This is a genomic window from Pseudomonas sp. FME51, from assembly GCF_014897305.1.
On record NZ_JABUYN010000009.1, the window covers coordinates 127,675 to 152,185 of the forward strand.

Consider the following 24,511-nt stretch of genomic DNA (forward strand, 5'->3'; position numbering starts at 1 on the left):
AAGGAACCCCAATGAAACTTCGCACCCTGCTACCTACTTGCCTGCTGCTCACCGGCAGCCTGTTGGCCCCAACCCTGGCCAATGCCGCCGAGCCGGTCCTGCGCTTCGCCATCCTCGGCGACGCCGAACCCAAACCCAAGGCGGAATTCCCCGGTCTGGCCGCCGCCGTCGGCCACGTCAACCACCTGACCGACACCCTGGATCTGGACTTTGTCATCGGTGTTGGCGACATCGCCCACAAGGGCACCGAGCTGCAATACGACGCCGTCACCCCCGTGCTGCAACGCCTGACCCTGCCGTTCTACCCGATCATGGGCAACGAAGAACACGGCGCCAGCGTCGAGCGCTATATGCAATACGCCCAGCGCTGGAATGAAGGCAAGGTAGAAATCGAGGGCCCCAGCTACGTCAGGGAATTCGAGCAATTGGCACTGGTCATGGCCTCACCGGACGAAGGCCGGGACTTCAATGACCAAGGCGTGGCCTGGATCAAACAGCAGATCCAGCAACTGCATCCCAAACCCGTGTTGCTGGTAGTCCACGGCGCCCCCGCCGGCACCTTTCCGGAAAACGCCGACAAGGGCATCCACCATCCCGGCTTTGCCGAAGTCAGCGCCCAGCCCAACCTGATCGCCATGATCTCCGGCGACCTGCATATGGACCTGGAGCGCACCGAGCATTCCAAACAGATCGACGGCGTGCACCACCTGCATATCCCTGCGCTGGAACGCACCAAGATTCCGGACGAAAACCACCACGTGCCGATGTTCCGCGTACTGACGGTGATGGACGATGATCAGGTGCTGGTGGATACCTACCAGGTCGGACTGGATGGCCCGCTGGAGCGGCATGACTATCGCTTCAGCCTGAAGCGTCCGGCCCAGTAATAACCCGGCCTGCGGATGGCCCGTCAGCAGTGGCGGGCTGCCTGAAACGAACATGCCCACCTGCCAGGTATTCATTGTGTCGAGCCGGTGCGATTCATATCGGCCAGCCCGAATTGCCATAATGCGACATTCTTGATTCGAAGCTCCTTCCATACTTGCCGCATTGAACGTGCCCGATGCATGCAAACTGGAGACTCAGATGCTTTCGACCAAGCCCATCCACACGGATGCTGTGGAACACTTCGACGTCGTTATCGTTGGTGCCGGTATTTCCGGGATCGGCTGCGCCAGCATGCTGCGCGAGCAGCACCCCAACTTGAGTTTCGTAATCCTGGAAGCTCTGGAATCCTATGGTGGCACGTGGTTGATTCACAAATACCCAGGCACCCGTTCGGACAGCGACCTGTTCACGTTCGGCTACCATTTCAAATGCTGGACGGGCAAGCCGATCGCCTCACGCGAGCAAATTCTGCAGTATCTGGGATCAGCCATAGAAGATGCTGACCTGGCACCTCATATCCGTTACCGGCAGCGCGTAGAGTCGGCCGATTGGTCGGGCGAGGACAATTGCTGGACGTTGCAGGTCAGTTCGGGTGAGGACCGGCAAACGCTACCCATTCGCGCAGGCTTTCTCTGGATGTGCCAGGGTTACTACCAGCACGCTCAGGGATATATCCCCGAATGGCCGGGTCTGCAGCAGTTCCAGGGCGAAGTCATCCACCCGCAACACTGGCCTGAAAACACGGACCTGGCCGGCAAAGACGTCGTAGTGATCGGATCCGGTGCAACCGCCGCCACGCTGGTTCCTGCTCTGGCTGACCAATGCAGCCAGGTCACTATGCTGCAACGCACACCCACGTATTTCGCCGCCGGCCGCAATGCCGATGCGCTGGTTGATGAACTGCGCAAGCTCGATATAGACGCCGTCTGGATCCACGAAATCATGCGCAGGAAGGCTGTCCGCGACCGGGCGATACTGCTGGAGCACGCGCGCAATGACCCTGAGCGAATCAAACAACAGCTTATCGACGGCGTCAGAGCCTGCCTGCCGGATGGTTTCGATACCGAGCGGCATTTCACCCCACCCTACAAGCCGCTGCAGCAACGAGTGGCCTTCGTGCCTGAGGCAGATCTGTTCAAGGCCATCAGCACCGGTAAGGCCAAGGTAGTCACCGACCACATTGAGACATTTGACGAGAACGGCATTCAGCTGCAATCGGGTCAACGGATCGACTGCGATGTAGTGATTGCGGCCACCGGATTCGAGATGTCAGTGATGGGGGAAATACCCTTCACCGTCGACGGCGCCCCGGTGAGATTTGCCGACACCGTCGGTTATAGAGGGATCATGTTCACGGGGGTGCCAAACATGGCCTGGGTCTACGGCTATGGCTTTTACAGCTGGACTCTCCGGGTCGAGTTGATCGGTAATTTCATCTGCCAGGTGCTCGGACATATGCAGCGCACCGGTGCTAAAAGCGTAGTGCCAGCCCTGCGTCCGGAGGATGCTGGAATGACCCTGATGCCTTGGGTTGACACAGAAGCGCTCAATCCCGGTTACCTCCTGCGTAGCCTGCATCGCCTGCCCAGGCGCGGCGACAAACCAGAGTGGCAGCACAGCCAGGATTATGAATACGAAAAACGAGTCCTGCCGACTGTGGACCTTACCGATCCGATTTTTAACTACACCTACTGAGGCTGCCTTGATGGCAAGCCTGTACATTGGGAGCAAAACAGCATGAAAAACTTCAAAGACGGCGTTGCGGTGATCACCGGTGGCGGTTCCGGACTGGGTCAGGCCCTGGCACATGTCGCGGTCAGCCGCGGTATGAAAGTGGTACTGGCGGATGTACAGGCGGAAGCTTTGGAGCAGACCCTGGAACAGCTCCGAGCGCTGAACGCCGAGGCGATTGGCGTGGTTCTGGATGTCGCCGATGCGGCGGCTGTTGAGATGCTGGCCGAGCGTGCAGAAGCGCATTTCGGTCCGGTCAATTTAATGTTCAACAACGCTGGCGTGGCCAGCGGCGGGCTTATCTGGGAAAGTACCGACAAGGATTGGGACTGGCTCCTTGGGGTAAACGTGAAAGGCGTGGCCAATGGCATCCGCGCCTTCACCCCACGAATGCTAACCGCTGCCGCAGCCAATCCAGGCTACCAGGGTTGCATCGTTAACACCGCTTCTCTGGCAGGCCTGCTGACCGGTCCCGCCATGGGCATCTACAGCGTGTCCAAACATGCCGTAGTGGCGCTGTCCGAATGCTTGTATCACGATCTGGGTCTGGTCACTGAGCAGGTACGAACTGCTGTGCTCTGCCCGTCCTATGTCACCACGAACATCGGCCAGTGCCACCGCGTCCGGCCGGCAGAGCTGACAAATAGCAATGAACCGACTCGCTCCCAGATGGCAACTGCGGCATTATCACAGAACAACCTCAATAATGGTTCGCTGACGGCGGCTGAGGTGGCGGAAATAACCTTCAGAAGTATCGAACAGGATAATTTCTACATATTTCCAACCAATGAGGTACACGACCTGCTCAGGGACCGCTTCAAACACATTGTCGAAGAAGAGAACCCCGATCTGCCCTATGCTCAATCCGAGTTCTTGAATGCACGTAGAGAGCTCCTGAAGGAGGCGATTTCTCGTTGAGGCCAGTTCCCATTCCCATATCAGCAGCTCACTCGTTCGGCTCTTTGAGCCCTGAACTTGATGCGCTGCTGAAGACACATGCGAAGAAACAGCATCTAGTAAAGAAACAGCGACTCTTTCACCGGGGCTCGCCGCCAGATGCCTTGTTCTGCGTAGAGTCAGGTGGAATCCGACTATGCGTTACCGGAGCGAACGGGCGTGAATCGCTGCTTAACATAGCAACGCCAGGCCATTGGTTTGGCGAAGCATCCGTTTTTACCGGAGAGAACCGCATCCACGATGCCTTTGCGGTTCTTGAAACTGAGCTTCTGGTAGTACCAGCCCAGACGTTTCATACGATCGTCGACCATCGTCCGGAATTTCTGTTGGAATTTCTGAGACTGATGGGCTTGCGTTACAAAGCCACACTTGAACGTATGGATGAAAACGCCATTCAGCCGTTGCCGGCAAGACTCGCCAGCACAATGCTGGAGCTTTTTCGTGCAGAGATTACGCAACTGACGCTTGGCGAGAACATTACGCTGCACGTGTCTCAGGAGGATCTTGGACAGATGCTCGGAGTCTCCCGGCAAAGCGTGAATAAAGTGTTGAAAGAGTGGGAGGAGCAAGGGTTCATTGAGGTCAGCTATCGTAGCCTGGTCGTGCTGGAGCCAGCAGCCCTTGAAGCTTCTATTTGTTCCCCCTGATGCGGCCCGAAGCGCTTCACACATCGCCTCAGCGAGGGCGGCTGGCTCGTGCTGGGGGGGTCGCCGAGGTCGCCCCTCCTATCCGGTAGGTGCCTGTTTGCAGCCCCCTATTCTTCGCGCCACCGCACCCTGCTGGTTCTCACTCACCACCACCAACCGATCATCCCGGCAATGCAGGATGATCGATTCGGGCTCATAGTCTCCTTCGCGAAGCACTACCAGTTCCAGCAGGTCACCCCAGAGCCGGGCGGCTTCCAGCTCGGCGAGCTGGTCATCTACCCAGACTTCTCCGGACAACTGCTGATAGCGTTGCTCAAGCTCAACCTGGTAATTCTTTCCTTCCATCTGCCAGTGCCAGACGCCCTCGACTCTGGCTGGCACCACCCACAGGAAAATACTGTCGTACTTGGCAGGAATCCGCCGGTCCGGCTTCCAGTCACCCATATCGAAGGTGTGGGAAACGATCCGCGTGCCGGGCCGCAACTCTGCCAGCAGGCGTGGCCGCAACGCCAGGTTGATATGGGGCAGAAGAAACATGCTCACTACGCTGGCGGGAGAGAAGTCCACTTCCAGCAGATCATGCTCAACGAAGCAGACCCGGTCATCGACGCCCATCTGTTCGGCATAGGCCTGCGCCAACGCGACCCGGCCGGAATCTATTTCCACACCCACTGCCTGAGCGCCGTAATCCCGCGCCGCTGCCACCACAATACGCCCGTCACCGGAACCGAGGTCAAAGAGCACATCATCGGACTCGACCGCAGCCAGGTCCAGCATCGCCTTGACCACATCCTCGCCGGTTGGCACAAAGGGCACGTCAAGGTGCATGCCGAGCTCATCAAATTCAACCGATAAATCACTGAACAAGGGCAGGCTCCGTTAGAAATTTCCATCATGGTAACCCATCCGTAACATTCACGGCCCGGCCAGCCAGTTGTTGATAATCATTAGCATTTATATATAATTCGCATCCAGCTTTAGTCATGCCTCCGCGGCCCAACCACACCCAGTGCGCCGCCAGGGTTTTCTGTTTCTCTGGATGGAGCTCCTTGTGTCGCGCAGTCATTCAGCTGTCTTTGCTGCATCCCCGCTTGCCCTGCTTTTGTGTCTGGCACTGCCGGTTACCGCCGCCAGGGCAATGGATGCGGATGTACAACCCCATGAGCAAGAGACTGAAGCCGCCGATGCCGCCTCGCTGAAGTTGGGTGATGTGCTGGTCAAAGGCCAGCGCCGAAACTATGAAGGCTCCCGGGAGGTCGATCGGGAACAGATCGAGAAGATGCCCGCCGGCAACGGCGATATCACCAGTCTGCTGCGCACCAATCCGGCGGTGCAGTTCGACAACAGTCAGCTCAACAGCAAGACGCCAGGGGAAATCTCCCCAGCCAATATCAGTATCAATGGTCAACCCCACTGGCAGAACCTGTTCACCCTGGATGGCATGGGAATGAACAATGATCTCGATCCGGGCAATACCGCCAATAACGCCAGCGAACTGCCCGGTCGCAGCCAGGGCCTGGCCATCGATACCGATCTGCTGGACAGCATCATCGTGCATGACAGCAACGTGCCGGCCTCCTTCGGTGGCTTCAACGGCGGGGTAGTGGACGCCAGGACCCGCGACCCGAAACGTGAACTGTCGGGCAAGCTCTCGCTGCAGATGTCCCGCTCCGAATGGACTGAGTACCATCTGGATGAAAACGATCCCAACCTGGATGAGTTCGATGCGGCTCTCGGCACCGGCAACCAGCCGGAATTCGACAAGATCATCACCCGCGCGACCCTGGAAGGTTATCTGACAGATAACGTCGGCCTGCTTGGCAGTTTCTCGCGCAAGCAGTCCACCATTCCCACCCGTATCTTCGGCCTGACTCACGATACCCCCGAGGCCAACCAGCAGCAGGATCGAGAGCTGCTGATCGATAACTACTTTCTCAAGGCCGTCTGGGATATCAACCCCGCCCTGCGCCTGACCGGCTCGCTCACCCATGCACCGGAAGAAGATCGCGGTTACGGCAGCAACGCCCGGAGCTCCTATCGCGTTACCACGGCCGGTGGCGATGCCTTTAACCTCGCCCTGGATTGGAAGTCGCCCTTAGGTCTGATCAGCCAGAAACTGGGCTGGAGCGATCAGCAGAACGCCCGCGACTCGGGCGCTGACTATATGCGTATCTGGCGCTCCTCTGAGTCCAAGAACTGGAGCGGCAGCATCCTCGCCAGCGAAGGTGGCTTCGGTGATATCGAACAGGTGCAGAAGGGGCTCAGCTACCAGGTTGATATGCATTGGAATACCCTGCGTACAGGGCCGGTCAGCCATCAGTTGCAGACCGGCATTGCACTGGATCATCAGCGGGTCCACTTCGAACGGACCTCACCACATTACAGCAATGCGCTGAACAAGACCGCCCCCACCGACTGGTGCGCTCCCAACGACCCCTGGTGCTCCGTCGGCGACACCGTCAACGGCTGGCCCGGCCAGTACATGACCGAATACAGCATGCTGGAAGCCGGCGAAGTGGAATTCAGCACCCGGCAATGGGCGGTCTACCTGCAGGACGACATCCAATACAAACGCCTCAGCCTGCGCCCCGGCGTACGCGTCGACAGCGACAACTACATGGACCAGACCACCATCTCGCCGCGCTTTGCCGCCGAGCTGGATGTGCGGGGCAACGGCAACACCCTGGTTACCCTCGGCGCCAACCGCTATTACGGCCGCAACCTCTATACTTACCGCCTGCGCGAATCGCTGGAGCAGATGGAGATCAGCTACAACCGGGAAGACCAGAACGCGCCCTGGATCGCCGGCGAGCGCTCCCCGGCCGGCAGCAAGTTCAGCCAGCTGGATATCCCCTACAACGATGAACTGTCACTCGCGTTCAGCCATATCCGCTGGAGCACCCGCTTTACGCTGAAGTACGTCGAGCGCAAGGCCCGCGATCAGGTGTCCCGCGCCTGGGGCTCGCAGATCGGCCAGCCATCGGAGGACCCCGATCAGCTGAAATCCAACTACTACACCTATTACAACGGCGGCCAGAGCGACAGCGAGATCTGGTCACTGACCATCAGTCCCATGCTGCCCTTGCAGTTGCGCAACAGCTGGACCACCTTCGACCTGGCCATCGACTGGAGCGACATCAACAGCTCGGGACTCAACGACTACACCAGCAGTATCGGCATGCTCTGGGTCGATGACCCGCTGATCATGTACGACGGCAGCGCGATGCGTTATTCCGAGCGCCCGGCGGACAATTACAACCGCCCCTGGACGGTACGCCTGGCAACCACCACCGTCATCCCCGAGTGGGATCTGAGCTGGACCAACTTTTTCCGCCACCGCAGCGGCTATCGTCGCGTCGCCATGACCGGTCAGTTTGTCGAACACCAGGGTGACCTGCTGCGCGAATGGATGGAACAGGATTACGGCTCGACCCTGACCTGGGATACCCGCATCAGTTGGGAAAAACCCGTCACCCGCAAGCAGGCCGCTTTCGTCAACCTGGATGTGACCAACCTGCTGAACAAACGCATCGCCAGTACCGCCGACAAGAACAGCATCGGCTATGAAGTGGGCCGACAGTTCATGGTGGAAGTGGGGTACCGTTTCTGATGCCACTGCCAAGATCACTCCAATACAATATCGTCTTTTTCCTGCTGAGCTGTTGGACGCTATCTGCCCGCGCTGAGCCTTGCTCCGAGCAACCGGAGCAGCAAGCCAGCTGTTTGCGCGCTCTTTATGAGCAGCCGATAGCGCAATGGCCCAAACCCACCATCATGGGGGACGGCCCCTGGCAGGAACTGGCGCCACTGCCCACCCGCGCCGAATGGTTGGCCCAGGGCGGCTACGATCCGCAACGCGCCCGGCTAGGCGAAAAACTGTTTCTTGATCCCAGGCTGTCGCGCTCCGGGCAGATCGCCTGCGCCTCCTGCCATGAACCCTCAGAAAACTTCGCCGATGGCCGGCGCTTCTCTTTCGGTCATGATCGCCTAGTCGGGCGGCGCAATTCGCCCTCGGTCACCACTGGTGCTCTGCTCGGCCCTTTCTTCTGGGATGGCCGCAGCAATACGCTGGAAGAACAGAGCATGCATCCCATCGAAGACCCGCTGGAAATGGCCTTCAGCGTACCCGAACTGCTCGACCGTCTGAACGCCGATGGCCCCTATGCCGAGGCGTTCGCCACCGTGTTTGGCGACGGCGCCATCACCCGCGAGCAGCTCGGCCTGGCACTGGCCGATTACCAGCGTAGCCTGTTGCCGCAACGCAGCAGCCTGGACAGCTTTATGCGCGGTAACAAGCAGGCGCTGACCGATCAGCAGATACAAGGCTTGCACTTGTTCCGCACCCAGGGCCACTGCATGACCTGCCACCACGGCGTGGCGCTCAGCGACCGCCGGTTCCATAACCTGGGGCTGACCTATTATGGCCGTGACCGCTTCGAGGACTGGGGTCGTCAGGAAGTCACCGGCAACCCCACCGACATCGGCAAATTCCGTACCCCCAGCCTGCGTCAGGTCAGTCGCACCGGCCCCTGGATGCACAACGGCCTGTTCCCCCTGCGCGGCGTGCTGAACATGTACAACGCCGGCATGCCTCGCCCCCAGCCCCGGGAAGATCAGGCCGACGACCCGCATTTTCCGCAGACCTCGGAATTGCTGGTGCCGCTGAATCTGGATAGACAGGAGCTGGCGGCGCTGGAAGCCTTTCTGCAAACACTCTGAGTGCAGGGTGGAAAAAAGTCTGGAGTTGGTTTAGCGTAGGAAAATCAAACGGTCGTTTGACAATCACAGCAAAACGGAACGACAGACAATGAATGCCGCTACCCAAACGCCTGAAATACAGGTCCATTGCGAGAAAATCACCATAACCGCCAGTGATGGCTACGTTCTGACAGCCTATCGTTATCAGGCTCAGGGCGAGGCCAGGGGCAATCTGCTGGTGGCCGGCGGCACCGGCGTACCGCAGCGGTTCTACCGGCGATTCGCCGAGTACGCAGCGCAGCGCGGCCTGAACGTGTTGACCATCGATTACCGCGGCTCCGGCGAGTCGCAACCCGCCTCGCTGAAGGGGTTCGAGATGTCCTATCTGGACTGGTCACAGAAGGATCTGGCAGCTGCCGTGGATCTGTTGAGCAAAGAGGACCTGCCGTTGTACTGGGTCGGTCACTCGTTCGGTGGTCATGCCATCGGCCTGTTGCCCAATCATGACCGTCTCGCGGCGTGCTACACCTTCGGCACCGGTGCCGGCTGGGCCGGTTGGATGCCCAGGGGCGAGGGACTGAAAGTCCGCTTTTTCTGGAATGTCATGATGCCGGCAATCGTGTCCTGGAAAGGCTATATGGCCTGGAGCGTGCTGGGCATGGGCGACGACCTGCCGCTGGGCGTCTACCGCGACTGGAAGCGCTGGTGCGGTTTTCCGCACTATTATTTCGACGATCCGACCATGGGCTGGGTGAAGCCCCTGTATGCGGCGGTGCAGACACCCTGCGCTTTCATCACCTCGACCGATGATCCCTGGGCGCCGCCGAGCTCACGCGATGCTTTCGCCAAGGGCTACAGCAACACGCCGAAGACCATTGGCAATATTCAACCCGCGGCCGGTAACCGGCCAATCGGGCATATGGGCTATTTTCGCAACGAATCACAGCCGTTCTGGGATGATGCGGTGAGCTGGCTGCTGGCACAGTCAGCAACGAACGGCCAGGTAGCCGGGCTGGTTTAAACGGCAAGGGCGCCGCTGGCAGGCTTCATCAGAAGCCTTCCAGCACTATCTTGCCGATGGTATGCCCGCCTTCGATCATCCCGTGCGCCTTGCGCAGATTGGCTGCGTTGATCTGACCGAGATGCGCGCGGTCCATCGCACGAATGACGCCTTCATCCAGCAACTCAGCGACGCGGTTGAGGATGTCGTGCTGACGCTGCATGTCAGCGGTCTGGAACATCGACCGGGTGAACATGGATTCCCAGTGAACTGAAATGCTCTTGGCCTTGAACACACGCAGATCCAGCGGCTCGGGATCATCGATGATGCCAAGTCGCCCCTGGGGCGCCATGACCTCTCCAAGCGCCGCCCAGACCTCAGCGCTGGTGTGGGTGGAAAAAGCAAAATCGACCAGCCCGATGTTCAGGTCGAGGATCTGGGAAACCAGCGGCTTGCTGTGATCAATCACATGGTGCGCACCCATATCCCGCACCCATTGCGCGCTTTCCGCACGTGAAGCACTGGCAATAACCGTGGCGCCCGCCTGGCGCGCCAGCTGAATGGCGGCTGACGGCACACCACCGGCGCCACCCAGCACCAGCAATATCGGCGAGCTATCGGTGGCATTCTGCGGCATGCCGAGACGATCAAAGAGCATCTCGAAGGCGGTGAGCATGACCAGCGGCACCGATGCCGCAGCGGCGGGATCGAGGTTACGCGGCTTGTGTCCGACGATGCGCTCATCTACCAGCTGCCACTCGGCATTGGAGCCCGAGCGCTGAAGCTCACCGGCGTAGAACACCTCATCGCCGGGCTGGAACAACGTCACCTCCGGCCCCACCGCCTCGACCACGCCGGCGGCATCGTAGCCGAGTACCCGCGGCTCCTCAGCCGAGGCGCTGAATACTTGTCGACTCTTGATGTCCCGCGGATTAACCGATACCGCCTGCACGCGCACCAGCAGATCGTGGCCGGTCGGTGTTGGCTTGGGCAGTTCAAGGTCGATCAGCGCCTGATCATTGTCGATTGGCAATTGCTCGGTATAACCCACAGCTTTCATGTCAGTCTCCCCTCGGAATATACGCACAGGATAGCCAGCTGAACGCGCGAGGGCCACTTGCACGGGAAGGATCTGGTACTCCGCGTGGGATACTGAAGCCGGAGCGCGGAGCGCCCGAGCAAGCTAAATCAGCAAGCGGCGCTCAGAAACGCCCGCAGATGCGTCATGAACACCTCCGGCTGATGGTGGTGCAGATTATGCCCGGCATCCGCAATGCTGATCACCTCGGCCTGAGCGAAATGTCGGATACGACCGTCATCCTGCGGGTTTGACGCCCAGCTCTCAGCGCCATACATCAACAGTACCGGGCATTCGATGGCTTGCCACAGATCACTGGCTTCAACCGAAGCCACCTCCGCCGCACCAAAACCGCGTATCTGATGATCATATTTCCAGCGCCACTGGCCATTCTCGTTGGGCCTGAGTCCACGCTCACAGACATACTCGGCCAACTCACGACTCAGCAGCGGATCATGTCCCATCAGCCGTTCCACCGCCGCCTCGACACTGGGGTACTGGCTGGGACCAAGCCGGTCCAGTTCGCGCACCCGCTCGACCCATTCGCGTAGCTGCTCGCGGCGTGACTTCGCATCCCGCTTGGCGCGCGCCTCGGGCGAAAACCCCAAGCCCTCGATAACGCATAAACGGCTGACCTGCTCCGGAAACAATGCCGTGTAATGGACGGCAATATTGCCCCCCAGCGAGTGCGCCACCAGGGTCGCCGGACGGTCACCCAATTCAGCCATCAACGCCGCGATGTCCGGCACAAAGTCGGGAATGGCATAGGCGCCTCCCGTGCTCCAGTCACTGTCACCATGGCCGCGCAGATCCGGCACCACCACATGCCAGTCGGTAGACAACTGGCATGCCAGATGGTCCCAGACCCGCGCATGCTCCAGGCCACCGTGAATCAGGATCAGCAGCGGTGCCTCAACATTGCCCCAGTCCAGGTAGTGCAGTCGCAGCCCTCGGGACCGATAAAAACGGCTCTGCGGCTCATCAGCGGACGACATCGGCATGTGCTCGGTATGACCCATTGTTTGCATTCTCATCAGCTCCTTCAGGATGCCCAGTATAGAGTTGGGCGCCGTCAAAGGCGCGCCTTACCTGCTGCCAATCAGTTACACTTCCGAGCGCTGCCGCGGCTCGCCATGGCAAGGCAAGTTCAGGCACGGAAGCCCAGGAAGGGCTTAACCATACCGATTTACAGTGAGAATATGAAAATGATCAAAAAGACATGCTGCATCACCCTGACTCTGGCGCTGGGCCTGACCGCAGGTGCAGCCCAGGCCTTCAGCCTTGGCGACGCCGCCAAACTGACCACAGCCGTTGCCGCGCCTGAATCCTCCGCCGCCAGATCCGCGGAACTGGTGACCAAGCTGACTGACCTGAACGTCAGCTCGGAGCAGGCAGTCGGCGGCACCAGTGCACTGCTCAACCTGGCGAAAAACCAGCTGGCAGGCGCAGATTACACGCAGCTGATGAACAGCGTCCCTGCCCTGCAGAACCTCAGCGACAACAGCCTGAGCAGCCAGGCTGGTGCAGTCAGCGGCCTGCTGGGCAAGGCTAACCCCCTGGCAAAAACCGCCGCACAAAGCGAAATGCACAGCCTCGGCGACGTGGGTAATGCCTTCTCGGGTCTGGGCATGGACGCCGGCATGATCAGCCAGTTCGCCCCGGTACTGCTGCAGTTCATCGGCGGCCAGGGCGTCAGCCAGCCGCTCATGAGCAGCCTGGCAAGCATCTGGACTACGCCCGCTACCGCGCCCTGAGGGCAGCGGTGAAGTTCCGGCGTATCGGCTTGGATCAGTCCAGCGGATGCGCCGGAAAGAAGCGTTTGAGCTGTGTGACCAAATGCTCGTAATGAATGGGCTTGGGCAGGAAATCGACAGCGCCATTGCGGAACAGGCCGATGACATCATCCATATCAGCATGACCTGAGGTAATGATGATGGGTATTGCGCGCTCGTGCTCGTCACGCTCGTTGAGTATCTGCAGCAGACGCAAACCACTCTGATCAGGCATGCGCAAATCGGAAATGATCAGGGCTATATCGGGATTTCTATCCAGAGCGATCAAGGCCTCACTGATATTTCCTGCACAAACACACATGAAGCCGAGGGTCACCATCGCCTCGTGAAGCTCGATGAGAATATCTTCATCATCATCAACCAATAGAATTTTGTTCATGCAGGTCGCTCGCTAATCGCATATGAGTCTTGAATATCAAGAGAATCAGCCGGGGCGTTATCTCCAGCTGGCAGAGTCAACAGGAAACATGCGCCCTCGCCACTGCTCTCTACACTCAACTGGCCGCGCATCTGGGTGATGATGCCGTAGCTGACTGACAACCCCAGCCCGGTTCCTTCGCCTACCGGCTTGGTCGTGATAAAGGGCTCAAAGATACGGTCCAGCGGCACTTCGCTTATCCCTCCACCACTATCTTCCACCGTAATGAAGACGTTTTCATTGTCCTCCCAGCAATGAACAAAGACCCACCCCGGACTATTTGGTTCCTTTGCTGCGCGTTGACTGACGGCGTATTGCGCATTCAGCAACAGGTTGATCAATACCTGTTCCAATCTGTCCTGATGGCCATTGACTCTCGATACCATTGCTAATTCGGTTTCAAGCCTTATATCTTTCAGCTCCATTCCTTCACTTACCAAAGAGACCGCTTCCACCACCGCTTCAGCTGGGTCGAACAACACACCTGTGATCTCCGAGCGGCGACCGAAAATACGCACATGATCGACGATTTTCGATGCTCTGTTCACTTGGCTCTCAAGCCTCTGCAACTTATCCTTGAGGTAGTCGAGGTTCAGGTCATCAGTACCCAGACGTTTCACCAGGTTAGTCAAGGCCATGCGCATGACGGTAAGCGGTTGATTCATCTCATGCGCAAGCCCGGTGGCCATCTCGCCCAAGGTGGCCATTTTCGCCCCTTGATACAGCTGCTCACGGGCATCATGGATCTCGGTATCATCGCGACTGACGGCCTGCACCTCGATGAGGCGTCCGCTGTCATCAAAGATGCCCCGCTGCGCCCAGACCCACCAGGCACGGCGGTTACCCGGCAGTTGCAGACAGACCTCGCGGTTGTTCACGGGTTCGCCCGGGACCATTCTCGCGATTCGCTGCAACACCACCTCTCGATCATCCTCGGACAGAAATCGCCCAATATTGATACCCTCGACCTCTCCCGCATCAACTCCCAACGCAGCAGCCATGTGCTTATTGGCAAAGGTAAGAGTCAGGTCTGGCCGATACCGACAGATGATGGCGGGAGAATCCTCTACCAGAATTCGATAACGCTCTTCACTTTTGCGTACCAACTCTGACGCTTCGGTCGCCTCGGTCACGTCCATCAACAGCCCCACCACCTCAACCGGCATCCCCTGGTCGTTACGCAGGAGTTTGGCTTCATCCAGTACCCAGTGATAGATCCCGTCGCTGTCCCGCACCCGATAACGGCTACTGGTGTAGCCTGTCTGCAGCAAAGTCTTGGTGCGTTCGTAGTACAGCTGCCGATCCTCCGGATGCAGAAAGCTGGAAAAGGCATTGTGTTGCCAGTCGTTCAGGGTCCAGCCCAGCAGCTGATACAGGCTGGCACTGCAGAATTCGAAGGCCAACGCGCCATCGTTATAACTCTGAATGAAGATCACCGCCGGTGCGTTATCCAGCAGCCCCTCCAGGCGGGCCCGGGCGGCAGCAGTCTTAGCTTCCTGCTGCCGCAGATCGCTTATGTCCATGGTATAGCCGACCACCTTCGGGGCCCTACGGCCCACCACCTCCCCACTCAGCCGGTACCAATGACGGCCATCCCGAACCCGCAGGCAGATCGATTCACTGAAGCCTTCCCCCCTTACTGTCAATTCCCGCAGACGGTCGAGGGCCAGCTCGCGATCAACCGGATCGAATACCGTCAATGACTCTTCCAGACTGATGTCACCCTCTGCGCTCAGTTCAAGCCCCATGGTCTCGGCGAGGTTCGGCGCCATGCTGACCCGTTGGGTATCAGGGTCATACTCCCACCAGCCAATATCCATCACCCGCTGCAGCACGCTGTTGCGCCGCAAGCTCTGTTCCACCCGCAGATGGCGCACCCCTGAACTCAAGGGCGCCGCGAACAACATCAACATGCCGACCCAATCGGCCTCGCTGAAGAAAGGCGTCTGCCGCTGGCTGTCAACGCCGGCCACCACCAGCCACGCCCGCACACCATCATGCTCCCGGTAGGGCACCAACCAGGCCGACTCGTGACTCATGCTGCAATGCCAGGTCTGCGGCACCGATTTGTCGGCATCCAGCAGCAGCTGGTGCAGATCGGTGGAATGCCAGGAGAACGGCGGCGCATCCGGCAGGCTGGCATGGGCATACAATGACCAGCCGCGATCGCCCGGCAGCAACAACCCGAGCCACGGAATCTGCAAACGCAAGCGCAGCCCCTCCAGCCATTCCACCGTCAGGCCCTGCATGCACTCAGGCTCTGCTTCGCGCATCCGCAAAGCCTGATGCACCGAGTAATCGAGTATCTGCCGGCGGCGCTCTTCCAGCTGCAGGCGCAGCACCATTGCGGTGTTATCCAGCAGGCACAGCAACCAGCCATCGCCCTGGCGCAGAAGGCCACCCTGGAAATACAGCAGCTGCCCCCGGCGACCATGCAGCACGATGGACGACAGTTGGGCCGGCCAGGTATCCGGTGAGCCATCTATCTCAGTGGCTGGCTGAGCCAGACAGGCACTCAGGGGGACACCCGAAAGCACCTCGTCAGCAAGTAACCCCCGCAGCTCCGCACTGGCGTCCAGGATCCAGCCCCGGTGGTCCATCTGCAGGTAACACCCCTGAACCACATCCGCAACAGCAGTCTTTGCAGGCAATGGGGATTGTCTATCGCGAAACCGGAACCGGAACCAGTTCATGCTCATACTCCTGTGCCAAATTCGCAGATTGCAGGGGAAACAGCCCGGCCACAATACGCAGATGGCCTAATACCTGTCTGACCAGAGACGCCTGGTTAAACTGCTATCATAGCTGGCTCGGACCGATGCAATGGATCATCAAGACTGTGGAAATCTCCATTACCTGCCTGGCCCCAGCCAGCCTGCTCGCCTGGGGTATGTGCTGCGCGCTGCTGGACGCCCGGCAACGCCGCATCAGCAACGTCTTGACCCTCGGCTGCGGCGCGGTGGCCACCGCCTTTCTGATATGGACCGGACACAGTTTTACCGGTGTTACACCCGGCCCGGTCATGCTCGGCCTGCTGCTGGCCTTGCTGCTCAGCCTGCCGGGATATATCGGCGGCAGAATGGGCGCCGGCGACGTCAAGCTGCTGGCCGCGCTGGCACTGGCCAGCAGCCCCCTTCACGTACTGGGGACAGTCGCCGGTGCGGCAGTCGCCATGCTGACATGGGCGCTTGCCGGCCCGTTCATCTGGCGGCGGCTACCGCCCTCCAGCCGATACCATCTGGCCATGATGGACCCGGCCAACCGCAATCGTCTGCCCTACGCGCCGTTCTTCTTCTGCGGTCTTCTGGCCAGCATCCTCTGGCTGCATTGACCGCTGCGGCGCTGAGCCCAGATCAGCGCTCGAAGCTACCACCGTCGTCCTCACCGAAGTATTCCGGTATCGGGTGGCTGTAGCTGTCCAGCAGGCGTTGCATGCTCCGTTCACGTTCTGCAGGGGTCGCCGTCTGTACGCGCTGGCGGGCAGCGGCGTTGCCTTCGCGCTGCACTTGCAGCCACATCTCGGTCTGCGTCTCGGGACGCTCCGCCACCAGCGGCGGCGCAGCATCGCCGGCGACCAGAATGCAGGAAGTAACCGCCAGCGCCAGGCCAGCCAGTATCCGGGTACACATAGGCATCTCATTCTTCATCAGGTAGGCACTCCATGACCGCCAACCCGGGCGTACTCGCGCTCGATGATCGGCACACCAACAGGGGACGGACGCTAGCGGAGGGTTTCTGCTCCACGCTGCGAATCTGGCGCGCAGCGCCATCGAGCGGAGCAGCTTCTTCCAAGGCCCAGGCGCGAGCGGCAACCGACAGCGGTATCGGCGTCACCGACCGTGCCGATGCCGAAGCTCCAGCGACATCGCGAACCGGGACCGGGGTCCGCGCAGGGGTCGGTGTTAGCGCAGGGGTCGGGGCTGTAACTGGTGCAGCGACCGGGGTTCGAGTCGTCGCGGACACAGCGGCAGGTACGCTGGCGGCTGAGCGCACGGGCGCGACGGCCGCTGCCAGTGAGGCCACCGCCGCAGCAGCTCCCTCCGGCTCCGGGGTAGCCAATGGCTGCACGGCCACCGCTGGCGTCGGCGCACTGGTAGCTTTGTTACGCATGCTCCGGGCCCGCTGCTCGGCACGCTTAAAGTCATCACTACTGAGTCCCTTAGCGCTGACCAGCTCCCGAGCGCCCTGCCAGTTGCCCTGATAGATCAGCAAAGCCAGTAAGTTCTGTGGCGCGCCCCTGGAATTTTCGTTCAGCTCCATGGCGGTGAGCAGCTCGAAGCGTGCCTCGGACAACCGCTGCTGGTTCATGTACACCACACCCAGATCGTTGCGGATCGCCTCATTGGCTGGCGACAGACTGGCAGCGTTGCGCAAGTAGCCCTGCGCCTCGGTGTAACGGCCCCGCGCAGCCTCGGTCTGCCCGAGCCCATGGTTGGCATCCGCCATCAGACAGCTGTTCAGCAGGCTGCCATACAGTGTTTCGGCCTCACTGCCATGGCCCAGCACACGCAGCAGACGGGCCTTGCTCAGGCGCACCTGCGGTATGTCACTGGGCAATCGCTCGAGGTTGGCCAGCGCCGCATGCCGGCGCCCGGCACTGGCCATTTCCTGGGATAGCCCCAGCACCAGCTCCTGATCAGCGGTCAGGGGCTCACAGCTCCTGGGCGCGCTCGCGTCCTTTTGCACCAGCCAGGGTGATTCGCTCACCGAGTTACTGGCGCACCCGGCCAGACTTCCAGCCAGTAGCAGCATCGCAGTGACTCGCTTCATCCCATATCTCCCAACGCCTGAATAATTGCCACAAAACCCGGGCCTGCCAGTACGATCAGCAGCGCCGGAAAAAGAAACAGCATCATCACCACGGACATCTTTGCCGACATCTTGGAAACGCGTTCCTGCAGAGTGGTCATGCGCCGGTCATCCAGCAGCTCCTTCAACGACAGCAGCGACGCCATCGCCCCACCACCCTGATAGATCAGCTGTTCGAGAATGGCGAAGCAGTCGGTCATGTCGTCCACTTGCATCAACAACGCCACCTCACGCAACTCCCGCCCCAGCTCCAGCCCTGCATCCACCCGGGCCAGCACCTGACGCAGCTCCTTGGCCATTTCCGGCAGAATCACCTTTCCTTCACTGGCCAGCACGCGCAGCGCCTGTTCCACCGTCATGCCGACATCGAACAGCATGCGCAGCATGGGGATCATCAGCGAGACTTCCTCAGCCAGCCGTTCCTGACGCTGCCGCACCTTGGATGCCAGCACCCGTTTGGGAATCAGGTAGCCGATACCGAAAGCGAAGAAGGGTGCCAGCCAGGGCAGCGCCGGTGGCTCCTGCAGACTGGCCTGCCACACCAGCGCCAGCAGCGTCAGCGCCAGCGGCACGGCGATCTGGATGGCAAAAAACAACCCCCGCCGCTGACTGCTGCGCCAGCCCAGGCGCAGCAGCAGGGTCAGGGTTTCCGGGTCCGACTTGCCCAGCTGGGTCGCCCACCGGCGTTCGCCCAGCTGCTGCCGCGCAGCGCCACCCTGCTTGTCCCCCAGCCGCGCCATCATCTGGCGCGCCTGCAGATGCTCACGCACCCCAAGAGACATCACCAGCGCCCCCGCCAACAACAGCAATACCCCACTGAGCAGCAACAGGTTCATCTAGATGCTCCTCATCATGCGCCACAGCAGCCAGGTGCCGATCACCTGCAGCCCAAACGCCACCATCAGCACCAGGCGTCCACCGGACTGTTCCCACATATTCAGCAGCATCTGCGGGTTACTGAGAAAGATATAACCGCCCATGGCCAGCGGTAGCCCACCCAGCACCACCGCGCTGATGCGGGTTTCGCCGGTCAGTGCGCGCAGCTGCCGCGCCGCCCGGTCCCGATCACGGATCATGCCGATCAGGTTGTTCAGCAGCTCGCTGGCGTTGCCGCCATAGCGCTGGTTGACCGCTATACCCATGGCCAGGATGTGAAACTCGTCGCGCTCATACAGCTCGGCGAAATCTTCCATCGCCTCGGCCAGCGGCATGCCGCGCTCCACCGCTTTGCGGGTTCGCGTCATGGCGCCATGCAGCGGCTCCTGGCAGCTTTCCATGCTCAGCAGCATGCCATCACCCAGCGTGCGACCAGACTTCAAGCTACGTACCACGTGATCGAGAAACTGCGGCATCTGGCCGATCATGCGTTGCAGACGTCGGCTGTACTGCCACATCATGAGCAGACGCAACAACACCAGCGGGCCCAGCAGCATGATCAACAGCGCCAGCCAGCCGCCGAGCACCATGGCGAGGAATGCCACCAGCAGCCAGGCCACCAGCAACAGTACCGCCAGCCAGGACGGCATGCGCAAACCCGAGCGCAGCAATTCACGCTGAAATATGCCCATCTTCACGCGAACCGGCTGCGCCTGGCCCTCAGCCAGGCGTTCCACCACCCGTTCGGACTGGGCATCACGCACACCCCGGCGCATCAGCCACACACCGCCGATCAGCATGAGCAGGCAGAGCAGCAGCGCCAGGTTCATCGCCGCGGCATTCCCGGCTGGTTGGTCTCGGGGCGCAGTTTTTCACCTGCCGGATTCAGTGCCTCACGCACGAAGCCGCCATGGATACCATGCTCCAGACGAAACAGCGTATTGGTCACATAGTGATCCTCGCGCAGGCCGACCACTTCCAGCACCTCGGCCACGCAACGCCGGCCATCGCTGGTCCGGGTCAGCTGGACGATCACATCGATCGCCGAGCAGATGGTCTGACGCAGGGTGCGGTCCGGCACCTGAATACCCGACAGCCCCACCAGAGTCTCCAGTCGCAGCAGCGCATCCGACGCCGAGTTGGCGTGCACCGTGGTCATGGAACCGTCATGCCCGGTATTCATCGCCGTCAACACATCCAATACTTCGACGCCGCGAATCTCGCCCAGCACGATACGATCCGGACGCATGCGCAGGGCGTTGCGTACCAACTCCCGGGCGGTCACCTCACCATGCCCATCGGCATTCGGGGGACGCGTTTCCAGGCGCACAACGTGGTCGTGCTTGAGCTGCAGTTCGGCGGTGTCTTCAATGGTGACGATGCGCTCACGCGGATTGATCATCTGGCTGAGCATGTTCAGCAATGTGGTCTTGCCGGTACCGGTACCGCCGCTGACCAGCACGTTGCAGCCCTTTCTGACCATCAGATGAAAGAAGTCCAGAATCGCCTGATCCAGCGACCGGGTGGCCAGCATGTCAGTGCTTTTCAACATATCGCGGCTGAATTTGCGCACCGACAGGCAGGGGCCATCCAGCGCTACCGGCGGGATCACCGCATTGATCCGACTACCATCGGGCATCCGCGCATCGACCATCGGTGAGGATTCATCCAGACGTCGGCCCAACGGCGCCAGAATCCGCTGAATGACCCGCAGCAGATGCTGATCATCCATGAAACGCAGATCGCTGTGTTGCAGTACGCCATTGCGCTCAACAAAGATCCGCTGCGGTCCATTGACCAGAATCTCGCTCACGGTGCGATCACGCAGCAGCACTTCCAGCGGACCGAAACCGACCAGCTCATCGACCAACTCTTCGGTCAGCCGATCAGCTTCATAACGTGAAATGGCAAACTGCGAGCGTCGGGTATATTCAGTCACCCGGTCGGCCACAAAGCGCACCAGCGTGGCCCGTGGGCCTTCCAGCAGGTTGTCGGCCTCACCTTCCAGCTCGTCGATGATGTAGCGATGCAGCTGCGCCTTGAGCTCCACCACCGCCTTCCCCTGACCGGCCTGCAACTGACGGTTCATCTGGCCATCCCCGCAAGGCGCTGTAACAACCCGCGTGATGCCGTCTTGCCCGCCGCCGGGGTCAGTGTCGACACCGCCTCGGTCAGCGCCTTGGCCAGCTTATCGCGCGGCGCCAGCTGGAACAGCGTGGCGCGCTGATTACGTGCTTTCAGGCGCAGCTCGGCACTGGCCGGCAACGTCGCCAGCACCGGCATTTCAAAGGTCCGTCCCAGCGCCTTGGGAGCCGGCGCCACACGGTCGAAGTAGCGATCAATCAGCAGCCGCGCATGCTCCAGCTTGACCCCATCGGTGCGCCACTTGAGTAGCAGATCCAGATTGCGCCGGCAGCAGGACACACTCGGGTCCACATACCAGCACAGCTGATCGGCCTGGCCGACAAAGTTGCGGAGCATTTCCGTGTCCGGCTGGCCGGTCAGGTTGATCAGCACCTGGTCGAAGTTCTGGCGCAGTGAGGCGGCGAGCAGATACAGCTCCGATGAACTGTACAGATCGATCCGCGATTCATCGGTACCGGCGGGCAGCACCCGCAGCCCGCTGTCGTGTTCGATGAAGGCGTTATCGATCAGACTGCGATCGATGCGCCGCAGGTTGCGCAGCGCATCGGAAAACACGAAGCTCGCCTCCAGCCCCAGCACATCCAGGCTCTCCCCCGTGGGTACGCCCAGATCTACCAGCAAGGTGCGCTGTCCGTTCTTCTGCATCAGCAATGCCATGTGAGCCGCAATCAGGGCCGCATCGGCATCTGGCTGATTGCCGAACAGCAAGGTCAGCTTGCCCTGCTGCTTGCGCGCCGGCAACGTCGGCAAACGCTCGGTGATGCGCCGCACCAGTCCCAGCACCTCGCTGGTGCGCAAGCCGGAGGTGACAAAATCCCGCGCCCCGGAGCGCATGGCCGCTATCACCAGATCATTATCGAAACCATCACCCACCACCATCACCGCCAGCAGCGGCCTGGCTTCGAGCAGGCTTTCAATGAGCGCACACTGGGCTGACAGGTTGTCCCGATCAATCGCCACAAACACCAGGGTGGCACCGGTGGCATCGATCAGGCCGAGCAGCTCATCCAGACTCTGCCCTACCCGCAGCACCTGTCCCATGGGCGCCAAGGCACTCTGCAGCCAGGTGATATCCGTATCCAGTTCGATGCATGCCAGAAAAGTCTGTGCCATCTCGGTGCTCCTCACCAGGAAAGTCCATTGAACCGGTCAAAATCGCCGTTCTCGAACAGCAGCATTTCGAACGCCGAAGGGTCGTAGTTGCGCAGGTCTTCACCCGGCAACTCGGGCAGCTGGGCGTTGGCTGCCAGCGGATTGACCAGGCGCGGGGTGACGATCATCAGCAACTCGCGCTCCTCGCGCTGCATGCTCGAGTTGCGGAAGAAGGCGCCGAGGACCGGGATATCCCCCAGCCCCGGCAGCTTGTCCACCACCGAACGACTGGAGGTATTGATCAAGCCGCTGATCACGAAGCTCTCACCGTCCGCCAGGGAAATACTGGTGTCGGTACGGCGCACGCTCAGCGCCGGCACCTGGGTACCGGCGATCACGATGCCGGCACTGAAATCCAGTTCGCTGACCTCGGGCGCCACCTTCAGATGAATCCGGTTACGGTCGATCACCGTCGGCGTCAGGTTCAGGCGCACCCCGTATTCCTTGTACTCGATGGACAGCGAATCACTGCCACTGCTGGGAATCGGCACCGGAAATTCACCACCGGCCAGAAAGCTCGCGCTCTGACCGCTCAACGCCACCAGACTGGGACGCGACAGGGTGTAGGCAAAGCCGCTGTTTTCCAGCGCATTCAACGCGCCGAGGAACTTGCTGCTGCCGCCGCCCCAGAGAATATTGAAGCCATCACCCGACAGCGGCACCTGCGCGCCCGGCGTTATCCCACTGACCCCACCCACCGGCACGCTGCCGGGAGAGGTGCCGGGCGAGCCGAACAGGAAATTATTCGATTGGGTACCGAAGATACGGATGCCCACTTCCTTGAGCTTGGTGCGGTTGACCTCGACAAAGCGGATATCGGTCTGCACCTGGCTGGGCAGTGTCGTATCAACACTCCCGGCCAACTGCGGCGTGGCCAATGCCGCCGTCGCCTGCCCTTCAACAAACAGCATGCTTTGATGCGGCGCACTGGCGCATCGGGTCCACAGACTGACGTTGGTCACGCCGCCGCCCTTGCCCAGCAGCAGAATGCTGTTGCGGTTGAGCAGGCGCACCTCGGCCACCTCCGGGTCGCCCACCGCCAGCCGGGTAACCGGCACCGGCAGCTCTACCTGCTGATGGGTGCCCTGACGGATCTCAAACATCGTCGGCACCTGCTGCATGGCAGCACAATTGGCCGCAGCCATGACCGCCGGGCTACTCAGCCCCGCAACCAGCGCACAGGCAGCGTAAAGCATACGTTTGGAGTTGTTGATCAGCATGGTCTGCATCCTTGGCTCGGTCAGGGGTATTGGCGGGCAACGGCACTGCCGTGATACACCGGGATTCCGGCGGGACGCTGGGGTGCCAATCCCGGCTGCGGTTGCCTGGCCTGGCGCAGGGCCAGTTTCTCGAACTGGAACAGTTGCCGATTCAGCTCTTCCACCTTGTCCGGTTGCTTGTCACCGGCCTGATAGCCGGCCAGCAGCTTCTCGTCGATGCTGCGCACAGCCAGGCGCAGCTTGCCCACTTCACTGGCCAGCATGAAGCGGGTCAATAAGGCTTCAGGTATGGCCAGCACCGCTGTGCGCGGAGCCTCCACGCGGCGATTGGCGCGGCTGTCTTTCTCGTCCTCCGCCACCGGCGGCATCAGCGGCTCGCCGCTGCGGTCAGCGCCCATTGCGCTGCCGACAGTGAGAATGCGCAGGGCGGGGATCACCACCTGCACGGTGCGGTCGCTGTTACGGTCATCGTCGCGCAGAAACAGCAGCACATCGACATAGTCGCCGGGCTGGATATGCCCGCCGCCACTGATCACCTCGTCCACCTGAATCGCCAATGCGCGCTCTTCCGGGCGGATCATCCGCGCCAGCGGCCCACCGGTCTCGAAGCTCGATTCATTCAGTACGGTGCCGGCCGGCAGGTCGCGCCACACCACCCGACCAACCAGCGCCTGGCTCTCGGCAAAGCTGCCCGGCGGCGCCACGCGCAACTCTTCCACCAGCAGGTCTTCCGCGCTGATCGTGGCCATGGCCGGCACCGCTTTGGCCAGCACCACCACCGGCACCCGTTCAGGCTCATCCTCACCCACCAATGGCAGAGCGGATAGATCCAGTAAAGGCTCAGCCGGTGCCGGCTCCTCCGGCTCGGCGACCACCACCTCGGTCACCTGCGGCGGCTGACTCAGGGACAGCCCCCAATACCCCGCGATGACCGCTCCGACCAGCAGCAAGCCCGCCAATACCATGGTTACACGACTGTTCATTGCGGCACGCTCCTTGGTAGCCATGGCAGGAAATCAGCTGGCCCAACCTACTCGACCCGGCAAAAGCCGGGCACTTATGAGCGTGGATTCTAGCCAGACGGCAGCGCAATGTCCTA

General features: G+C 60.7%; 22 protein-coding genes. 9 read left to right on the top strand and 13 right to left on the bottom strand.

Translation table 11 applies throughout. The features are described from left to right. Positions 1 to 11: 11 nt before the first annotated feature. From INT39_RS16195 to INT39_RS16210, 4 genes are all read left to right on the top strand, one after another. On the top strand, positions 12 to 887 hold the full coding sequence (locus INT39_RS16195) for a metallophosphoesterase family protein (protein ID WP_193075031.1): 876 nt from the start codon (positions 12 to 14) through the stop codon (positions 885 to 887). Between the two features lie 199 nt (positions 888 to 1,086). After that, a complete protein-coding gene (locus INT39_RS16200) occupies positions 1,087 to 2,583 on the top strand; it encodes a flavin-containing monooxygenase (RefSeq protein ID WP_193075032.1) in 1,497 nt (498 codons plus the stop codon). 42 nt (positions 2,584 to 2,625) lie between these two features. After that, positions 2,626 to 3,537, top strand: a complete 912-nt coding sequence (locus INT39_RS16205) for an SDR family oxidoreductase (protein ID WP_193075033.1) — start codon at positions 2,626 to 2,628, stop codon at positions 3,535 to 3,537. Positions 3,538 to 3,581: 44 nt separating this feature from the next. After that, positions 3,582 to 4,223, top strand: coding sequence for a Crp/Fnr family transcriptional regulator (locus INT39_RS16210; RefSeq protein ID WP_193075034.1), 642 nt, complete (start codon positions 3,582 to 3,584; stop codon positions 4,221 to 4,223). A 78-nt stretch (positions 4,224 to 4,301) separates the two neighbouring features. Here INT39_RS16210 and INT39_RS16215 read toward each other — a convergent pair whose 3' ends face one another. Continuing rightward, positions 4,302 to 5,090, bottom strand: coding sequence for a class I SAM-dependent methyltransferase (locus INT39_RS16215; RefSeq protein WP_193075035.1), 789 nt, complete (start codon positions 5,088 to 5,090; stop codon positions 4,302 to 4,304). A 184-nt stretch (positions 5,091 to 5,274) separates the two neighbouring features. On the opposite strand from INT39_RS16215, the gene INT39_RS16220 reads away from it, so the two are divergent. From INT39_RS16220 to INT39_RS16230, 3 genes are all read left to right on the top strand, one after another. Then, entirely contained in the window at positions 5,275 to 7,833 is a 2,559-nt protein-coding gene (locus INT39_RS16220) for a TonB-dependent receptor plug domain-containing protein (protein WP_193075036.1), read from the top strand. Then, positions 7,833 to 8,942, top strand: coding sequence for a cytochrome-c peroxidase (locus tag INT39_RS16225; RefSeq protein ID WP_193075037.1), 1,110 nt, complete (start codon positions 7,833 to 7,835; stop codon positions 8,940 to 8,942). Before INT39_RS16220 ends, INT39_RS16225 begins: the two co-directional genes overlap by 1 nt. Before the next feature lie 88 nt (positions 8,943 to 9,030). Next, positions 9,031 to 9,942 (top strand): alpha/beta fold hydrolase, encoded by a 912-nt coding sequence (locus INT39_RS16230; protein WP_193075038.1) that lies wholly within the window; start codon positions 9,031 to 9,033, stop codon positions 9,940 to 9,942. A gap of 28 nt (positions 9,943 to 9,970) precedes the next feature. On the opposite strand, the gene INT39_RS16235 is transcribed toward INT39_RS16230, so the two are convergent. Next, positions 9,971 to 10,981: a zinc-binding alcohol dehydrogenase family protein gene (locus INT39_RS16235; RefSeq protein WP_193075039.1), complete on the bottom strand. Its 1,011-nt coding sequence runs from the start codon at positions 10,979 to 10,981 to the stop codon at positions 9,971 to 9,973. A gap of 128 nt (positions 10,982 to 11,109) precedes the next feature. Continuing rightward, the gene (locus tag INT39_RS16240) at positions 11,110 to 12,027 is read right to left on the bottom strand and encodes an alpha/beta fold hydrolase (protein ID WP_193075040.1); all 918 of its coding nucleotides are present in this window, start codon (positions 12,025 to 12,027) and stop codon (positions 11,110 to 11,112) included. A 177-nt stretch (positions 12,028 to 12,204) separates the two neighbouring features. On the opposite strand from INT39_RS16240, the gene INT39_RS16245 reads away from it, so the two are divergent. Then, complete coding sequence (locus INT39_RS16245; RefSeq protein ID WP_193075041.1) at positions 12,205 to 12,753, top strand: DUF2780 domain-containing protein; 549 nt, start codon at positions 12,205 to 12,207, stop codon at positions 12,751 to 12,753. A gap of 34 nt (positions 12,754 to 12,787) precedes the next feature. Here the strand turns inward: INT39_RS16245 and INT39_RS16250 are convergent, their stop codons facing one another. Both INT39_RS16250 and INT39_RS16255 read right to left on the bottom strand, forming a co-directional pair. After that, a complete protein-coding gene (locus INT39_RS16250) occupies positions 12,788 to 13,171 on the bottom strand; it encodes a response regulator (RefSeq protein WP_193075042.1) in 384 nt (127 codons plus the stop codon). Further along, complete coding sequence (locus INT39_RS16255; RefSeq protein WP_193075043.1) at positions 13,168 to 15,903, bottom strand: PAS domain S-box protein; 2,736 nt, start codon at positions 15,901 to 15,903, stop codon at positions 13,168 to 13,170. The genes INT39_RS16250 and INT39_RS16255 overlap by 4 nt, the downstream gene beginning before the upstream one ends. Positions 15,904 to 16,028: 125 nt before the next feature. Between INT39_RS16255 and INT39_RS16260 the strand changes: the two genes are divergently transcribed. Then, entirely contained in the window at positions 16,029 to 16,541 is a 513-nt protein-coding gene (locus INT39_RS16260; protein WP_193075044.1) for a prepilin peptidase, read from the top strand. Between the two features lie 22 nt (positions 16,542 to 16,563). Here INT39_RS16260 and INT39_RS16265 read toward each other — a convergent pair whose 3' ends face one another. The 8 genes from INT39_RS16265 to cpaB are packed head-to-tail and all read right to left on the bottom strand — an operon-like array spanning position 16,564 to position 24,395. After that, entirely contained in the window at positions 16,564 to 16,857 is a 294-nt protein-coding gene (locus INT39_RS16265; protein WP_226944835.1) for a DUF3613 domain-containing protein, read from the bottom strand. Beyond that, a complete protein-coding gene (locus INT39_RS16270; protein ID WP_193075045.1) occupies positions 16,847 to 17,980 on the bottom strand; it encodes a tetratricopeptide repeat protein in 1,134 nt (377 codons plus the stop codon). Before INT39_RS16270 ends, INT39_RS16265 begins: the two co-directional genes overlap by 11 nt. Then, on the bottom strand, positions 17,977 to 18,855 hold the full coding sequence (locus INT39_RS16275; protein ID WP_193075046.1) for a type II secretion system F family protein: 879 nt from the start codon (positions 18,853 to 18,855) through the stop codon (positions 17,977 to 17,979). Before INT39_RS16275 ends, INT39_RS16270 begins: the two co-directional genes overlap by 4 nt. Then, positions 18,856 to 19,725: a type II secretion system F family protein gene (locus INT39_RS16280; protein ID WP_193075047.1), complete on the bottom strand. Its 870-nt coding sequence runs from the start codon at positions 19,723 to 19,725 to the stop codon at positions 18,856 to 18,858. Further along, entirely contained in the window at positions 19,722 to 20,984 is a 1,263-nt protein-coding gene (locus INT39_RS16285) for a CpaF family protein (RefSeq protein ID WP_193075048.1), read from the bottom strand. Before INT39_RS16285 ends, INT39_RS16280 begins: the two co-directional genes overlap by 4 nt. Beyond that, complete coding sequence (locus INT39_RS16290; RefSeq protein ID WP_193075049.1) at positions 20,981 to 22,153, bottom strand: AAA family ATPase; 1,173 nt, start codon at positions 22,151 to 22,153, stop codon at positions 20,981 to 20,983. The genes INT39_RS16285 and INT39_RS16290 overlap by 4 nt, the downstream gene beginning before the upstream one ends. Positions 22,154 to 22,164: 11 nt before the next feature. Then, entirely contained in the window at positions 22,165 to 23,412 is a 1,248-nt protein-coding gene (locus INT39_RS16295) for a type II and III secretion system protein family protein (protein ID WP_193075050.1), read from the bottom strand. Positions 23,413 to 23,432: 20 nt separating this feature from the next. Next, positions 23,433 to 24,395 carry a Flp pilus assembly protein CpaB gene (gene cpaB, locus INT39_RS16300; protein WP_193075051.1) on the bottom strand — a complete coding sequence of 321 codons (963 nt, stop codon included), beginning with the start codon at positions 24,393 to 24,395 and terminating at the stop codon, positions 23,433 to 23,435. Between the last annotated feature and the right edge of the window lie 116 nt (positions 24,396 to 24,511).

What these genes read in the sequence shown, in the direction of transcription:
- INT39_RS16205 (WP_193075033.1), top strand. Translation starts at nt 2,626, where the DNA reads ATGAAAAACTTCAAAGACGGCGTTGCGGTGATCACCGGTGGCGGTTCC.
- INT39_RS16295 (WP_193075050.1), bottom strand. Translation starts at nt 23,412, where the DNA reads ATGCTGATCAACAACTCCAAACGTATGCTTTACGCTGCCTGTGCGCTG.
- cpaB (WP_193075051.1), bottom strand. Translation starts at nt 24,395, where the DNA reads ATGAACAGTCGTGTAACCATGGTATTGGCGGGCTTGCTGCTGGTCGGA.
- INT39_RS16200 (WP_193075032.1), top strand. Translation starts at nt 1,087, where the DNA reads ATGCTTTCGACCAAGCCCATCCACACGGATGCTGTGGAACACTTCGAC.
- INT39_RS16195 (WP_193075031.1), top strand. Translation starts at nt 12, where the DNA reads ATGAAACTTCGCACCCTGCTACCTACTTGCCTGCTGCTCACCGGCAGC.
- INT39_RS16230 (WP_193075038.1), top strand. Translation starts at nt 9,031, where the DNA reads ATGAATGCCGCTACCCAAACGCCTGAAATACAGGTCCATTGCGAGAAA.
- INT39_RS16290 (WP_193075049.1), bottom strand. Translation starts at nt 22,153, where the DNA reads ATGGCACAGACTTTTCTGGCATGCATCGAACTGGATACGGATATCACC.
- INT39_RS16280 (WP_193075047.1), bottom strand. Translation starts at nt 19,725, where the DNA reads ATGAACCTGGCGCTGCTGCTCTGCCTGCTCATGCTGATCGGCGGTGTG.
- INT39_RS16265 (WP_226944835.1), bottom strand. Translation starts at nt 16,857, where the DNA reads ATGAAGAATGAGATGCCTATGTGTACCCGGATACTGGCTGGCCTGGCG.
- INT39_RS16255 (WP_193075043.1), bottom strand. Translation starts at nt 15,903, where the DNA reads ATGAACTGGTTCCGGTTCCGGTTTCGCGATAGACAATCCCCATTGCCT.
- INT39_RS16275 (WP_193075046.1), bottom strand. Translation starts at nt 18,855, where the DNA reads ATGAACCTGTTGCTGCTCAGTGGGGTATTGCTGTTGTTGGCGGGGGCG.
- INT39_RS16250 (WP_193075042.1), bottom strand. Translation starts at nt 13,171, where the DNA reads ATGAACAAAATTCTATTGGTTGATGATGATGAAGATATTCTCATCGAG.
- INT39_RS16270 (WP_193075045.1), bottom strand. Translation starts at nt 17,980, where the DNA reads ATGAAGCGAGTCACTGCGATGCTGCTACTGGCTGGAAGTCTGGCCGGG.
- INT39_RS16245 (WP_193075041.1), top strand. Translation starts at nt 12,205, where the DNA reads ATGATCAAAAAGACATGCTGCATCACCCTGACTCTGGCGCTGGGCCTG.
- INT39_RS16240 (WP_193075040.1), bottom strand. Translation starts at nt 12,027, where the DNA reads ATGCAAACAATGGGTCATACCGAGCACATGCCGATGTCGTCCGCTGAT.
- INT39_RS16225 (WP_193075037.1), top strand. Translation starts at nt 7,833, where the DNA reads ATGCCACTGCCAAGATCACTCCAATACAATATCGTCTTTTTCCTGCTG.
- INT39_RS16260 (WP_193075044.1), top strand. Translation starts at nt 16,029, where the DNA reads ATGCAATGGATCATCAAGACTGTGGAAATCTCCATTACCTGCCTGGCC.
- INT39_RS16235 (WP_193075039.1), bottom strand. Translation starts at nt 10,981, where the DNA reads ATGAAAGCTGTGGGTTATACCGAGCAATTGCCAATCGACAATGATCAG.
- INT39_RS16285 (WP_193075048.1), bottom strand. Translation starts at nt 20,984, where the DNA reads ATGAACCGTCAGTTGCAGGCCGGTCAGGGGAAGGCGGTGGTGGAGCTC.